This is a genomic window from Tangfeifania diversioriginum, assembly GCF_900141875.1.
In the GTDB taxonomy this organism is placed as follows: domain Bacteria; phylum Bacteroidota; class Bacteroidia; order Bacteroidales; family Prolixibacteraceae; genus Tangfeifania; species Tangfeifania diversioriginum.
In genome coordinates this window covers 1-15029 of the sequence record NZ_FQZE01000051.1, presented here as the reverse complement: position 1 = coordinate 15029, position 15029 = coordinate 1, and the positions used below count along the sequence as shown (strand labels likewise).

The following is a 15029-nucleotide window of genomic DNA, read 5'->3' as shown; positions in this document are numbered from 1 at the left end:
TAATATTTTGTTTGCACTTTGAAGCTAAATTGTGTGACTTTTTTGTATGTAATTTATTGACAATCAATTGTTAATATTGTTTTTCAGCAAACCTTACATAGAGCACATAGTACTATTGTGATCTATGTGCCTAATGTGGTTTGTTTCAAATTTCCTTTTAACTCAATCGCTCCCGTGGGACATCCTTCTGTTACTTTCATTGCTGTTTCGGTGAGTGCTTTTTGGATATCTTCACTAAAAGGCACGCCCACTTCCACATCAAACCCCCTGCCAATGTAAGTAAAACCAAACCGTTCGCCATACTTTTCGGTGAGCCTCACACAGATACCGCATTTAATACATTTTTGCGGCTCATAAATGAGTGTGGAATGCGTATTCAGTTTGGTGATTTTGCGGCGCTCGCTGGTTTTAAACCGGCGCTGATCCACGTGATATTGATCGGAATAAACCCGCAATTTGCAATCGTCAATAGCACGGCAGTCACATCGCAGGCAACGTTTTGCCTCTTCAATGGCCTCTTCAGCGGAAAATCCTCCCCAGTCAATATCTTCGGGGAAATGTCTTTTTGTGTTCACAGATTCTTTCAGGTATTCCGAGAACTCTTCGTTTACCAGTTTGCCAAAGCGGGAATTAAACATCCGCGGTTCACCTTTCACTTCTTGTTTGTTAAAATACTGAAGCACAGAAAAAGCAACTTCTTTCCCCTGCCCCACCGAGCGAACAGCCAGTTTAGAGGAACGCAGCGCATTGCCAATGGCAAACACATTTTCTACCGAAGTTTGATAAGTACTCCTGTCGGCATTAATTCCTTTCGCAGCCATTTTCAGGTTGAATTTTTCATTCTCTTCAGAAACAGCACCGGTGGCCACAATCAATGCATCGTATTCTTTTTTTAACGATTGGAACTTTTCACTGTCAATAGTTGCTCCGCCGCGAAATTCAACACCGGTTTTCAGAATGGCTTCAATTTCTTTATCGAGTGCCTCCCTGGGCAATCTTTCTTCGGGGACTGCAGTGCGAAGCTGCCCGCCAGCTTTTTCTGCTTTATCGAACAGCGTTACCTGTACTCCTTTTAGTTGAAGGTAATAAGCTGCTGCCAGTCCGGCGGGACCTGCGCCAATAACGGCCACTTTTTTGCCATTACTTTCGGCAGGTTTTATTTCAGGTTCTTTTCCTTCGTCGCCCACAAAACGTTTGAGCAGGCAGATCGAAACCGCTTCATCCACGGTTTTTCTATGGCAGGCCCCTTCGCAGGGAGCAGGACAAATTCGCCCCAAAACAGCAGGCAGGGCAATATCGCGTTTGACCACTTCCAGCGATTCATCAAACTTCCCGGCGGCAATCAGGCGGTCCATCAGCGGAATGTTCATGTGTGCCGGACATCCCAATTGGCAGGGTGCCTCACAATCGCCCACATGCTCGCTAAGCAGCAATTCGAGTGCTGTTTGACGGGCTTCGGTAATTTCGTCGTCATCGGAAATAATTTCCATTCCATCGGCTGCCTTGATTGAGCAGGATGGGAAGAGTTTCCCGTTGCTTTTGTCTTTTACCAGGCAAAGCATACACGAGGTGAAATGTTCCAATTCGTCGTGCCAGCAAAGATTGGGTACATCAATTCCCATCTGCTGCGCCGCCTTCATCACCGACGTGCCTTCTTCTACCTGAATTTCCTTGTTATTTATTTTTAGTTTAATCATGTTCCACGTTGCAGGTTGCAGGTTTCAGGTTCCGGGTTCATTCCAGTTTTGTTCAACATATTCCATAAACTTATAAATCCTTCTTCCCAAAATTTCATATTCTGAAATTAAATCCGTTAATTTTTTTGACTCAAAATGTATTTCATCTATCATTGTTAACTGAGAAATGGCTTCATCACTTGATGCGTGAGCGAATACAAGATATCGTATAAATTCCTGTTTATATCTTTTCCGGCCATACCCTTCAACAATATTATCTTTTATACTTTTTGTTGACCTCCTGACCTGACTACCCTGTTCATACATTTCATATTTTGGTAAAGTCAAGGTCATTCGATGTACTTTTATGGCCAATCGATATGCTGTTTGATAAATTTCCAAATCTCTGTAACTTTTCATCACTCCTATTTTTTATTTCCCTATTTAATCAGTCGCTTATTACCAACAACATGCAACCTGTAACCTGAAACTTGCAACTTGCAACCTCCAACTCACTTCACATCAATAGCATCTACCGGACAGACGATGCGGCAGGAGTCGCATTTAATGCACAGTTCTGTATCGATGCTGTGTTTTTCGTGCGGGGTAAACGGGATAGCGTCCACCGGGCATTTTTGAACACACATGGTACATCCAATGCAATTATCATTTACCGAATAGGTAATCATTTCAGTGCATTTTCCGGTTGGGCAAACTCCGTTGATATGCGCCTCGTATTCGTCGCGGAAATATTTCAGTGTGCTGATTACCGGATTTGGTGCTGTTTTTCCCAGTCCGCATAAACTTCCTTTGTGGGTCCATTCGGCCAGTTTCTCCAATTCTTCGATATCTCCTTTTTTCCCTTTTCCGCTGGTGATGTTTTCCAGAATATCGAGCATCCGTTTGGTTCCTACGCGGCAGAAAGTACATTTTCCGCACGATTCATCCTGTGTAAACGAAAGGAAAAACCGGGCCATGTCCACCATGCAGTCGGTATCGTCGAGTACCACCAACCCGCCGGAGCCCATCATGGCACCCATTTTGGTAAGCGATTCGTAATTAATGGGTGTGTTGGCATGTTCCGCCGGGATACAACCTCCCGAAGGCCCGCCAATCTGCACCGCCTTAAACTTTCGTCCGTTGGCAATTCCACCACCAATTTCTTCCACAACCTGCCGGATAGTAATTCCCATGGGAACTTCAATTAATCCGCCACGGGCCACTTTTCCGGCCAGGGCAAAAACTTTTGTGCCGGTATTTCCTTCGGTGCCAATGCCGCTAAATTTTCCGGCTCCTTCGCGCAAGATGTATGAAATCTGTGCGAATGTTTCGGTATTATTAACAAGTGTCGGGTGTCCCCAAAGCCCTTTATTGGCAGGAAAAGGCGGACGGATTTTCGGGAATCCGCGACTGCCTTCGATGGAGGCAATCAGCGCGGTTTCTTCGCCACACACAAAAGCACCGGCACCTTCATAAATCGACAAATCAAAATCGAAACCGGTGCCCCTGATATTTTTTCCGATATAATTATTCTCGCGGCAAATTTCGAGTGCTTTCCTGATTCGTTTTACGGCCAGCGGGTATTCGGCGCGGATGTAAAAAAATCCCTCGTGGATACCCACGGCATAAGCGGCAATGGCAATTCCTTCAATTATCCGGTACGGATACGACTCCAGCAGCATGCGGTCCATAAAAGCCCCGGGGTCACCCTCATCACCATTGCAAATCAGGTATTTCTTTTCATCTTTTTCGCGCTTTACAAATTCCCATTTCATTCCGGTGGGAAAACCCGCTCCGCCACGGCCACGCATACCGCTGTTCTTCACTTCTTCAACAACCTCCTCAGGAGTAAGCGAGTTCAATACTTTTTCAAGTGCTGTAAAGCCACCTCTTTTGTGGTACTCATCAATATCGAGCGGATTGATGATTCCCCGATACTCGGTGGCAATGGGAATCTGTTTACCGAGAAACGAGGCAACCGGTTTTTCGCGCATGCTGATTTCGTAGCGCTGCACGCCATCCCAGTTCCGGTCAGTTTGAATGTCTTCAGCAAAATGGAAAAGTTTATTTTTTAATTTCCCAAGAATTCCGGGCGGGTTGAAATGGTTTTCAACAATCCCCTTAACATCTTCCGGTTTGACCTTTGCGTAAAGCGTGGGCTCTCCTTCGTTAGGCACCACCTCAACCAGCGGCACCTGGTGGCACATCCCCACACAGCCCACGTGTTTCAGTTTCACCCGCAAACCGCTTTGGTTCACCACTTTTTCCACTTCCTCCTCAATCTCGCCACTTCCACTTGCCACACAGCATGAGCCCAGCCCAATCCGGATTTCACCTTTTATTTCTGAGCCATCGGCTTTCCTGTATTTTTTGGCTCCTTTTTTTCCCTGCTGGCTTTCGAAATCTTCAATTACTTTGTCCACCTGGTCGGTGCCCACATGGCCGTAAGTAACATCGTCAACCTGCACAACGGGCGCAAGGGTACAGCAGCCCAGGCAGCTCACTTTTTCGAGCGTGTAATTCCCCGATTCATCGGTGTCTTCGCCATCTTTCAATTTAAAATGCCTTTTAAACGAATCGTGCACCTGGCCGGCACCTTTTACGTGGCAAGCTGTTCCCACGCAAACTTTTACAAGGTGTTTGCCAGCAGGCACCATCCTAAACTGCTTGTAGAAACTTGCCACCCCCACAATTTCAGAAAACGTGATGGATGTTTTTTCCTCCACGTACCTCAGCGTATCTTCAGGCAGGTAATTGTATTCATTTTGAATAGATTGCAAAATTGGGATAAGGGCTTTCTTTTCGGAGCCTTTCTCCTGAATAATGCGGTCGATATTTTGAAATTTATCTGTCATGTTCAACTCTTAAAGCACCAAAACCCAAATCCCAAAGAACAAGTAAACTCCAAATTTCAATGGCCAATTCCCAAACTCAGGAATGTTCAGTTTTGAATTTTGAAAAATTGCGATTTGAAATTTATTTGTCATTTGAATTTTGTTATTTGGAATTTTCTAATTTCCTATACAGTATAAATTTTCATCTCCCCGGATGTAAATTCTTCCCTCGGCAAAAGCAGGTGATGTTCCGAAGGTTTCGCCCAGCTCGTTTTCGCTGATTAAATTCATCTCTTTGCCGTATTCATAAACGCGCATAACTCCCGCATTGTCCATCATAAACAGCTTGCCATCAGCATACATGGGTGATGAATAAAATGTAGTGCCCACATCATGCTCCCAGTATTCTTCACCGGTTTTGGCATCGTAGCAAACCATTACCCCGTAGCTGGTGCAGATAATGAGCAAACCGTCGTGGGCCAGCGGACTCGAAGCTTCGGGGAGGTACATATTATCTTCCCAAAGAATTTCCTGTGTTTTAATGTCGATAGCTACCATTGTGGCATATTCGTTGGCTGCATGGACAATACCTTCGCTGTAGCCCACCGATGGCCCCACTTCGCCCATCATGCAGTCAACAGCCCAGAGTTCTTCACCGGTTTCAACATCGTAGCCTGCAACAATCGGGACAGCGGTAAGGATAATCTGGTATTTCCCGTCCACTTCTGCCAGTACCGGGCTGGCCCATGAAATATTGGCATCGCGTTTTGTATCCCAAACCGGATCGCCTGTGGCGGTATTGAGTGCCAGCAACCTGCCACCACTGTTTGTGTCCAACTGAATAAACAGTTTATTATCCCAGGTAATTAATGAAGAAGAGTGTCCGTAATGATTGTCGGGCACGCCCAGGTTTTTTGCCCAAACGCGGTTGCCATCCATATCGAATGCAATGACATCGCCCGTACCGAAAATGGCAAAAACGCGCTTCCCGTCGGTTGTAACGGTTGGTGCAGCAAGTCCGGTATCTTCGGTTACACGCGGCATAGTTGACGGTGAACCGGGAATATTATTTGCAACACCTGTCCAGAGCAGTTCACCGGTATCGGCATTGTAGCAGTACACTTCGCGGCTTTGGTCATCAGCACCGGCAATAAATACTTTATCGCCCCAAACCACCGGGGAGTTATATCCGTGTTTCGGTATCGGAGCCTCCCAAAGAATATTTGTTCCCGAAGCCCCGTCCCATTCAGTTGGTATATTTTCATGATAAATAACACCCTGACCCAGCGGGCCTCTGAATGAGTTGTGGTTATTTTTAATTTGATTAATTGAAAGCGAGGAAGCAGTGGAAGTTTCAGGTTGTGCCTCAGGTTCAGGTTGCGGTGCGGCTACTTCTTCTTCAACGGCCGGTTGTTCTGCTTCAACTTCTTCTTCAGTAGTTTCTGATTCATCAGCAACAGGTTGCTGAGCAGTTTCCTCCTGTGTTTGATCCACATCAATTACCTCTATTCCATCATCTTCGGCCGGTGCGGCATCGGCAAGTTCAGTGGTTTGTATATCGTATTGATCGAGGTAATTTACGGTTGCAAAGGAAGCGATGACTGCCAAAATAAAAACAATCCCGCCCACAATTACAATCCCCTTTTGGGCGACAATACGACTGGCAATTTCATTTTCAAGAACTTTATCAGGTGCTTCAATTTTTGATTTTAACGAATAAAAATACCGCAAGGCCACTGCCAGCACAATTGCCCCGAAAAGCAACAAAAACGCCCCGGTTTTCACCTGCCACTGGCTGTTGAAATAGGCTTTCCGGGCAAGCAAATCATAATTGCGAATTTCGGTTTTCAATCCATCGTTATTGGGCTCTTCGTTCAGCCGTTCCACCAGCACCTCCATAACCTGACTTTCAATAGGATCGTTTTGCGATACCTGCCAGTAATTCAGCAATAAAAGCAGGGCTACTATCACACAAAAAGTACCGGCAACAAGGGCCACATTTTGAGCTAATTTTAATTTATCGTTGTTGGTCATTTTAATTGTATTTTCAACTTGTAAAATTTTTTCATGCTTAAATGCGTGGTTATCCCGATAATTATCGGGACCGCAATCCAATTATTCTTCAACCGGACAATAATCCATGCAACGCCCGCAACTGAGGCAGTTCCCTTTTTGCGGCACGTAATCCTGGCGCTTTCGGAAAACTACTGTATTCAATAAAGTGACGCCGATTACCAGGCCAATGAACCCGCCGGCAATCATGCTTCCGTAATAAAACTTCTGACGTATTCCTCCGGCTTCTTCCACCAGTGTTTCCATTGTTTTTCCGGAAGCGAGGAATGTTTGTACATCAATATTATCAGGGTCGTTTTTAATTTCCGGATTGGATATCAGCAACTCGGCCAGATAAACATCGTTGTTTGCCTTTGAAAGGAAGGTATGTGAACGTTCGCCCACAAACACACCGGCTGCAATCCACAATGGAATGAGCAATGCGTAGGTTATGAACCGTTTGGGCCCCAGGCCCGATTTCACCACTTCTTTTTCATCGGTGGGATAATCGATGGCATCGAACGGACAGGAGTTGGAACACAATTTACACTGAATACATTTTGATGGCGTGATGGTGAGGTGTCTTTTCGAAAAGCGGGACATCCAGCTGAGCAATACGCTGTAGGGACAAAAAAACCGGCAATACGGACGCGCCACGAACATACCCACCAGCAGAAAACTGATCCCCAGCACCACCATCAGGAATTTGGCATCCATACGGAAAATCCCCACAAACGGATCGTAGCGGCAAATGATAAAATCGGTTCCGGTAGCTGCAAAAAGCACCGCCAGGGAGAGGTAAATATATGGAATCAGCCCCAGTGTTTTGTTGAGCCATTTGGGCAAACTGATGGGCTTAATTATGATCAAATCCTGAATAGCCCCCAGCGGACAGGCGCCGGCACAAAATGTTCTGCCAAAAAAAAGTGTAAATACCAATGGGAAAAGGAAAAACAGCAATGCGGTTAGTGAAATGGCATAGGCCGGATCGGCAAACGAAAGCGTGACATTTTGAATGGCCCCGATGGGGCAGATACAGCCATTGCGGTAAAAACCAAAATAGATAAGTGTAAATATGGAAACCCACAAGACTCCCTGTCTCGACCGCTTTTTCAATATAAGCCAGGTCACCAGCGAAAGGACTGCCAGTAGCACCAGCACATCAAAATATTCAAGCGATAGCGCACGGGGTTCGGGAGTTACCGTGGATGGCTGCTCGTAACCTGATTCGAATTCCGGTTTCGGAAACCTTTGCTGCTGAGCCGAAAGGTGAGACGGCAAAAGGTAAAAGGCAAAAATTAAAAGGTATAATATATATTTGATTTTTTTCATTTCAATCAGGATTCCGGTTTTTTTGAAAAATCGCCTTTCACATTGTACGCTTCGCTGGCCGGCACTCGTTTAATGGCATCCGAAGGGCATACGCGGGCAATGGAACACTCGTTGCAATTGAGGCAGATGTCGTGAATGATTTGCAGGTGCAGCGAACCGTTTCCAAACGATGTGCAACCTTCCACGCACTTGGCACAACCAATGCACAAGTCTTCATTTATAATGTATTCAAAATAAGGTTCCTCTATGAATTTACGCTCTATGGCTGCGGTTGGGCAAAGCTGATTTTCGGCAGCTGTGCTCAACTGATTGGCATCAGGTTTAAAATAGCCGCCGCACAAATCGCAGTATCCACACAAATCGTAGGCATGCACACATTTCACGGCAGAGGGGGTCATCACACAATCGGTGGCGCAACGCCCGCATTGGGTACATTCAAACGGATCGATCTGCCAGACATAATCATCTTTCACCACTTTGCTCAACGCCAGTCCGCTCACACTGCCCAATGCCAGGGCCAGGGTAAGCCGTGCCCCACTCTGGATGAATTCGCGGCGGTTTTTCGATTTACTTTCCTTTTCCATGGTTATTTTTTCTCTTTCTCCTTATCATCGCCTCAATGTGCGGCGCATGGTTGGCCTGTGTTTCAATTGATTGACCTGCTTGCGCTTTGTTTTCTCTATCATTTTTCAACACCAGGATAAATCCTGGAGTTATTTTTTTTCCTTCGGTTGTTCAGTCCGTTTAGCTTCTGCAGCCTGCGGTAATTCACATTTGGTAAATTGTCCGCATTGCCGGCAGGCCGGCGAAACCGAACAGGTAGTGTCCACCTTTTGGTTGGCCACCAGGTAGCCGGTGGTGGCTGCCATTCCTCCCAAAATCAAAAATCTCCCCCCTGTTTTTATGAATTCTTTTCTGTTCATCTCATTTTTCGTCTTTCGTTTTGCGGTGCCTGGTGCGGCCGGGTTTCAACCGACTGCTCAGGATGCACCTGAAATTCTGCTCTTCACATTCACCAGGCTAAAGCCCGGTGTTATTTTTGGGTTCAAAAACACGAATCATTTTTTTATCGAAATCGAGGGCGTAAATGTTATTTTGGCTGTCGGCGGCCAAATCGGGTGCCCGGCCTTCCTCAACAAATTTATTGGGCGCCGCTACAACTCCCTCGAATTCTCCCGAACGTTTGTATGTTTTTATCCGCACCAGACCTTTCTCACTGGTTACAAAGCGGCCATCGCTTAAAAAAGTGAAATGCGACGGATTACAGCAACCGCTAAAGCCCTCAGGTTTCATGCTTGTTCTTTCCCAGTGAGAGCGGAGGTTTCCCTCGTAAGTATAATTTTCGAGGGCATGTAATCCCGGGTTCACCACCCACAAATCGCTTTCATCATTAATATCCAAATCGAAACAGGGACTGGGAATAATAAAACCATGCAATACACCTTCTTCCGCCTTGCCGTCAAATTCACCTAATTTTTCGCCCTCTTCAGAATAACGGATTACGCGGCGGCCTCCTGCATCGGCCACAAAAACATTATTTTCGGTTGCTGCAATGGCTGTTATAAAGGAATTTTCGTCCAGTTGTTCCCATTCATTCAGGATATTTCCTTCCTCATCCAATACAAAAACGCGATTTTCAGTAGCCATAAAAATCGTTTTATTAAAGACCTCTACTGTTTGTGGTTTTGTCGGCAGGTTCAATTCTGCGAGCAATTTCCCTGATAAATCAATTATTTTCAGGCTATTATCTCCGGCCACATAAATTTTATTGTTATTTACAGCGATTGCAGCTGGCACTTCAAAACCAATTTTGAAGTTTTTAGATTCTTCATAAAGTATGAGTTCAGGATCAACATTTTTGAACTCCTCCACATCGTAGGCAAACGGATTTGGCTTACTCCTGTCGGGCCTGTCAGAAAGAAATTCACTGACAAAAACAGCTATAATTACAGCCGCCATAATCAATAAAAAGATAAGAATTCCCTTGTTCTTCATTTCAAAAAATTAAGCGTTTAAATCGATACAAACCATCGTTTCGGCATCGCGCATAATCAGGTACCCGTTGGCAATAGCGAACGGCGCCCATGCATCGTGGCCGTTTTCAATAACTGCTACCTGGTCAAGTTCAATATAGCTGTCGGTACTAGGCCGTGCTATAAAAAGTGTTCCGTCATCATTCAGGACAAACAGTTTTCCATCGGCAATAAAATAGGGACCAAGGCCAAATCGTTTATCTGCACCGCTGGTCCAAACGACTTCCTGCGGATTATCGGGATGCACGCAAACCAGCTGGTTCCGGTTGGGCCCGCCATCTTTCGGGATAATCCCAAACAGGTGTCCTTCCCAGTACAGCGGCGTTTGTTGCTCGCAGGCCAAACCATCCCGTGGCCTGTATTCCATTAATGGTTCAACAGAAAATTCACCACTATTCTCTGAAAGCTGCAACAACATGCTTCCCGCACCGTAACCGGCTGTCATAAAAATTTTTCCATCGGGCATGCAAACCGGCGAAGGTGCCACCACCGAGTGGTTCCATTCTGTGGCCGACCAAAGTATTTCGCCGGCATCGTCGCCATCGGCAGCAATACCTACCAAAGCCCCAATGGCGCTGTAAACATACATTTTGCGACCGCCGTAAGTAAATGGCATTACCGATGAGTGCGACATTTTCCAGCCTTCCGGATTGGGTGCTTCCCAAACCTTTTCACCAGTTTCGCAATCAACGGCAATCATAAGTGCATTTCCACCCGTTGCAATAATAGCTTTTCCATCGTCGATAAGCGGGCACTGCCCTGTGTACCATAGCGGCACTTCCGACTCGTACTCTTTTGCCACATCGAGCCCCCAGCGAAAATCGCCGGTTTTGCGCTCGAGACACATCACGTGGCTCATCGGACCGATGGTTAAAATATAATCTTCGGTAATTGCCGGAATTGTACGCGACATACCATGATTTCGTTTCACGTTGAGGTTGTACCCCCGTGCCCACATTTCTTTACCATCCACGAGCGAAAAACAACGCAACATATCGGCACGCTCCTCTTCGTCGTAATCGAGCACATAAGCCAGTCCCTCGTAAATTGCAGCCCCCGAGTGGCCTTCACCCAGTTCAACAGACCACAAAATTTCAGGGCCTTCAGCAGGAAACTGGTCAATTAAATTGACGGGTGATTTTGAAATATTGTCGAAATCCTCTCCTCTAAAGCGCGGCCATTTTTCTGACAGTTCCGTGTAATCAGTTTCATAGCGTTCAAAGATCTCACCCAGTTCAACCTCCTGAGCCTCCGCGCCTTCACCCCGGTTGTCGGCACCTTCGATATTCACGGTAAAATCATTGGTAGGATCGTTCCGAAGCCACCAAACAATAAAAACCAGCGCTAAAACGCTCAGTGCAATAACCGAAATATTTACAATTCTTTTGTTATCCATTTAAGCCTTGATATCATAGACCAAAAGGACATCGCCATGGCGCATAAATAATTTTCCATCTTTAATAAACGGATGTGCCCAGTGAGGTCCGGCACCCTTCGTAATCCTGAATTCACTTACAATCTCAAACCCATCGGGATCAGGATTTACCAATCCCACATTTCCACGCTCGTTGTAGGCGTACAGTAATCCGTCGGCCATTACCAGTGCACCTTTGGTGTCCCAGTCGTCCACGTATTTAATTTCGCCGGTATCCCAAACCATGCATACCCAGCGGCCTTGTTTATTGTTATACCAGTTGGACCCGTAAACATGTCCGTCGTGCAGGATAACACCGTGATGGTGGTTATCTAACGTACGACTGGTATATTTTTCTGAAACTGAAGTTCCGGTGGAATCCATTTTCAGCATAACAGCAGGATAATCGTAACCGCTGGTTATAAATATTTCATCTTCTTTAAAAACAGGAGTATTGGGCCATATTATGGCATCTCTGTCGGTCCATTCCGAGTTGTGATACCTGTAACTCCATGCAATTTCTCCGCTTTCGGGATGGATGGCCAGCAAATGGGTTCCGATAGCAGCGAGGATATAACGGAAATCCTTGTATTCATAAATAGTTGCCGAAGCATAGGTACGAGGGCCACCCAGCGATTCGGTTTGCCAGGCAGGCTCACCTGTCATTTTATTGAATGCAACCACACTGGTAGTTTGTCCTCCCGGGGAGCAAACCACCAAATCGTCCACAATAAGAGGAGTTTCAGAATTTCCCCAGCTATGGTATTCCCCTTCAAAATCTTCGTCAACGTTTACGGCCCAGATTTCTTCTCCTGTTTCCCTTTCAATACAAACAAGGCGACCTGTACCGCTCTGTACATATATGCGGTCGTCTTCAATTACCGGAGAACAGCGCGTATCGGGAAACGACTGGTTCCACGACCTGCCGTAAGGGACCTGCCATTTTATATTGCCCTGCAAATCCATTGCAGTAAGATAGTCCAGCGTATCAATCATTCCTGTGGTATAAATCATATCCGCTGCAAAAATGGGAGATGACCATCCTTTTCCAATGCCTTCGGCTTCGAGAATAGTTTCCGGGCCGCCTTCGGGCCACTCTTTTAAAAGGCCGGTTTCGGGGAAATGACCATCGCGATCAGGACCGCGCCACTGTGCCAGTTGGGCATTCAGGGAAGAGATAAATAGGAGCAAAAATACTCCGGTTAAAAGATTCTTCATTTTATAGTTTTTTTTTGTTTTTTTTCAAATGTAAGGACTTACAATTTCAGCCAATGTATATCAATTACTGCATTTTCTACCTTTTTTACTGACAACAAGAATTTAAAAATTTCTTTTAGGAACAACTCCCTGCATAAATCAACCGATTGTTCTTTATTCAATAAAAAAACAATTGCTATTTGATTTTATATGCAATAAGTGTATTTCCGTGGCGAAGATAAAGCCGCCCATCCCGAATTACCGGATGCGACCAGTGTTGTCCCGATCCCAAATCAACCCGGGTTTTACTTTTCAGATTAAATCCTTCGGGAGTAGCTTCTGCCAGGCCAAGTTCGCCGCGGTCGCTGTAACAGTACAACATTCCGTCGGCATAAATAATAACTCCCTTACCAATTTCGTTGGAGGCATATTTTTCCTCTCCGGTTTCCCAATCCACACAGCGCCATTCGCGGCTGTTGTCGCCGGAACCGTAAAGATAGCCGTCAACCATAACCATTCCGCCAATTCGGCTGTCGAGATGTTCGTTTGTCCATGCTTTTTCCACACTACTGCCATCTGCATTTAATTCGAGTTTCACACCTCCCTGACCATATCCGCTGAAACAAAATAATCCGCCATCATGATATATTGGCGTATTGGCATGCACCTGCCAGCGATTGGTTTGCGGGTGCGACCACAGCATTTCCCCGTCTTCGGCATCGAGGCCAATTATATGATCGGCAGTGTGTGTTACCAGTAATTTCCGGGAAGGTAATTCAACAAGCAGCGGGGTGCAATAGGCTGAAAGCTCACCTTTGGCAGGCGACGACCAAATTAAATTCCCATTATGCCTGTTCAATGCAATAACATTGTTGGTCTTTCCGCCCGGGGTAATATATATTACATCGCCGTTAACTACCGGTGTTTCGGTAACGCCCCAGCGGATATTCTCCCCATCGAAATCGTTAAATACATCTTTGCGCCATTTTACTTCTCCGTCTGCGGCAGTCATACAGGTAAGCACACCGTGCCCGGAATAGATGTACAGCAAATCTCCGGCAATAACAGGTGTTGAACGCGAACCGGGGTAACTTTCATGAAATTCTTCTCCGTAGGGAACTTTTAATTGCAACTCCCCGGCTGGCGAAATGGCATAAATGTAGCCTGTTTGGTCCTCCATACCTGAGAGATAAATCAATCCGTTGGCAAAAGCCGGGGAAGAATGCCCTTCACCCAATCCATCGAAATGCCAGATTATTTCAGGCCCCGATTCCGGCCACTGTTTCAATAATCCCGTTTCGTTATACACTCCATTACCATTTGGCCCTCTCCATTTTGTAGGAGTTTGAGCAAAAAGTGCAATTCCTGTAAAACCTAATAAAATAAAAAGAAAAAATGCTTTTTTGGCCATCTACTTACGGTTTTAAATTAATTGCTTAAAAATAAAACCAATAAGTGAATTGTACAATCAAGAGATCTAATTTATTACATGTCTAAATAGTGATATATGTTTACATTTTGTTAAGAGGTTGTTAACAAGAAGAAAGGGGATTATGAACAATAAAAAAGAAGGAGTAATGAATCTTTATAAACCAAAATCTACCAACTGATACAATACAATCACAAAATAAAACTTCTCATTCACAAAGCCAGGCATCTTATCCACAAAAGCTGTATTTCTTGAAATATTTTTAAAGAATATATTCGAATCATTAATAAAATTTACAACCAGACAAAACCTTTGAAGCTATATAAATCCGAAGGAGATTACCCCATACTTAAAGGTAATGCTTTTGTAGTTGATGAGAAAAGTGCATTTCTATGGACTGTTGGACACGCCCCCAAAATACAAACAGCACTTTCTATGGAAGTTCCAAATCTCCTATTCATTGAAATAAATAAAGGAGAAGCAGATATAAATCAAGTGTTAAAAGGATATTATGGCTTTAACAAAACTAAATCACAACGCTTGTAGTTTGGCTGATGGCGAACCTGTAACTCTTCGTTTTGCAGACAAGATTGGAGACATTCCAACTGCAACGACAGAAATATTTTTCAGAATGTTGTGCAAACATCGGGACACGAAAAAAGGATTAAATTGCAAATCAACAATTTAACCCTTTTAAAAGTCGGGGTAGCCGGATTTGAATCCAGTTCCCAATATACCTCTATATCAATGATTTACCTCAATGTGATTTTTTTGGCTCACCGTTTTGTTCATAGCAATAAAAAAAGAACAATTTTTATACCTGCAAGATAATAATTTTTGAAAAACTAATGGAATCAGTATAAATAATTTTGGATAAATAATAATTTGAAAATATGGTTCATATAAACTTCAAATAAATGTACTAATGCCCCTGCCAACATAAACTTTCATGAATTCATTCCTATCCGGCTCTAAAATAAAAACCTGCTCTTTCCAAATGTTTACTGGTTTCATAAGAAATAATTTACATTGAGTAATTTTTCTCAATTTTTCCATTCGAAT

The 15029-nt window shown here is 44.7% G+C and carries 12 protein-coding genes; 1 reads left to right on the top strand and 11 read right to left on the bottom strand.

The features are described 5' to 3' along the window. Positions 1–122 precede the first annotated feature (122 nt). The 11 genes from BUC07_RS19555 to BUC07_RS19510 all read right to left on the bottom strand — a co-directional run bounded on the left by BUC07_RS19555 (position 123) and on the right by BUC07_RS19510 (position 13949). Positions 123–1697, bottom strand: coding sequence for an FAD-dependent oxidoreductase (locus BUC07_RS19555; RefSeq protein ID WP_073173862.1), 1575 nt, complete (start codon positions 1695–1697; stop codon positions 123–125). 24 nt (positions 1698–1721) lie between these two features. Continuing rightward, positions 1722–2096, bottom strand: a complete 375-nt coding sequence (locus BUC07_RS19550) for a four helix bundle protein (RefSeq protein WP_073173859.1) — start codon at positions 2094–2096, stop codon at positions 1722–1724. A 92-nt stretch (positions 2097–2188) separates the two neighbouring features. Continuing rightward, positions 2189–4531, bottom strand: coding sequence for an NAD(P)H-dependent oxidoreductase subunit E (locus BUC07_RS19545; RefSeq protein ID WP_073173857.1), 2343 nt, complete (start codon positions 4529–4531; stop codon positions 2189–2191). A 156-nt stretch (positions 4532–4687) separates the two neighbouring features. Continuing rightward, positions 4688–6544: a PQQ-binding-like beta-propeller repeat protein gene (locus tag BUC07_RS19540; protein ID WP_073173864.1), complete on the bottom strand. Its 1857-nt coding sequence runs from the start codon at positions 6542–6544 to the stop codon at positions 4688–4690. A gap of 81 nt (positions 6545–6625) precedes the next feature. Continuing rightward, a complete protein-coding gene (locus BUC07_RS19535) occupies positions 6626–7894 on the bottom strand; it encodes a 4Fe-4S binding protein (protein WP_073173855.1) in 1269 nt (422 codons plus the stop codon). 5 nt (positions 7895–7899) lie between these two features. Continuing rightward, positions 7900–8478, bottom strand: coding sequence for a 4Fe-4S dicluster domain-containing protein (locus BUC07_RS19530; protein ID WP_073173853.1), 579 nt, complete (start codon positions 8476–8478; stop codon positions 7900–7902). A gap of 129 nt (positions 8479–8607) precedes the next feature. After that, positions 8608–8817, bottom strand: a complete 210-nt coding sequence (locus BUC07_RS20770) for a hypothetical protein (protein WP_139279664.1) — start codon at positions 8815–8817, stop codon at positions 8608–8610. A 97-nt stretch (positions 8818–8914) separates the two neighbouring features. After that, positions 8915–9889 carry an NHL repeat-containing protein gene (locus tag BUC07_RS19525; RefSeq protein WP_073173851.1) on the bottom strand — a complete coding sequence of 325 codons (975 nt, stop codon included), beginning with the start codon at positions 9887–9889 and terminating at the stop codon, positions 8915–8917. 9 nt (positions 9890–9898) lie between these two features. Next, entirely contained in the window at positions 9899–11323 is a 1425-nt protein-coding gene (locus BUC07_RS19520; RefSeq protein ID WP_073173848.1) for an outer membrane protein assembly factor BamB family protein, read from the bottom strand. Next, a complete protein-coding gene (locus BUC07_RS19515) occupies positions 11324–12559 on the bottom strand; it encodes an outer membrane protein assembly factor BamB family protein (RefSeq protein ID WP_073173846.1) in 1236 nt (411 codons plus the stop codon). It lies immediately after the preceding gene. A gap of 175 nt (positions 12560–12734) precedes the next feature. After that, on the bottom strand, positions 12735–13949 hold the full coding sequence (locus tag BUC07_RS19510) for a PQQ-binding-like beta-propeller repeat protein (protein ID WP_073173844.1): 1215 nt from the start codon (positions 13947–13949) through the stop codon (positions 12735–12737). Between the two features lie 330 nt (positions 13950–14279). Here BUC07_RS19510 and BUC07_RS19505 point away from each other — a divergent pair, with 330 nt between their 5' ends. Further along, the gene (locus BUC07_RS19505; protein ID WP_073173841.1) at positions 14280–14513 is read left to right on the top strand and encodes a hypothetical protein; all 234 of its coding nucleotides are present in this window, start codon (positions 14280–14282) and stop codon (positions 14511–14513) included. The last annotated feature ends 516 nt before the right edge of the window (positions 14514–15029 follow it).

What these genes read in the sequence shown, in the direction of transcription:
- BUC07_RS19530 (WP_073173853.1), bottom strand. Translation starts at nt 8,478, where the DNA reads ATGGAAAAGGAAAGTAAATCGAAAAACCGCCGCGAATTCATCCAGAGT.
- BUC07_RS19515 (WP_073173846.1), bottom strand. Translation starts at nt 12,559, where the DNA reads ATGAAGAATCTTTTAACCGGAGTATTTTTGCTCCTATTTATCTCTTCC.
- BUC07_RS19535 (WP_073173855.1), bottom strand. Translation starts at nt 7,894, where the DNA reads ATGAAAAAAATCAAATATATATTATACCTTTTAATTTTTGCCTTTTAC.
- BUC07_RS19555 (WP_073173862.1), bottom strand. Translation starts at nt 1,697, where the DNA reads ATGATTAAACTAAAAATAAATAACAAGGAAATTCAGGTAGAAGAAGGC.
- BUC07_RS19545 (WP_073173857.1), bottom strand. Translation starts at nt 4,531, where the DNA reads ATGACAGATAAATTTCAAAATATCGACCGCATTATTCAGGAGAAAGGC.
- BUC07_RS19520 (WP_073173848.1), bottom strand. Translation starts at nt 11,323, where the DNA reads ATGGATAACAAAAGAATTGTAAATATTTCGGTTATTGCACTGAGCGTT.
- BUC07_RS19510 (WP_073173844.1), bottom strand. Translation starts at nt 13,949, where the DNA reads ATGGCCAAAAAAGCATTTTTTCTTTTTATTTTATTAGGTTTTACAGGA.
- BUC07_RS19525 (WP_073173851.1), bottom strand. Translation starts at nt 9,889, where the DNA reads ATGAAGAACAAGGGAATTCTTATCTTTTTATTGATTATGGCGGCTGTA.
- BUC07_RS20770 (WP_139279664.1), bottom strand. Translation starts at nt 8,817, where the DNA reads ATGAACAGAAAAGAATTCATAAAAACAGGGGGGAGATTTTTGATTTTG.
- BUC07_RS19540 (WP_073173864.1), bottom strand. Translation starts at nt 6,544, where the DNA reads ATGACCAACAACGATAAATTAAAATTAGCTCAAAATGTGGCCCTTGTT.
- BUC07_RS19550 (WP_073173859.1), bottom strand. Translation starts at nt 2,096, where the DNA reads ATGAAAAGTTACAGAGATTTGGAAATTTATCAAACAGCATATCGATTG.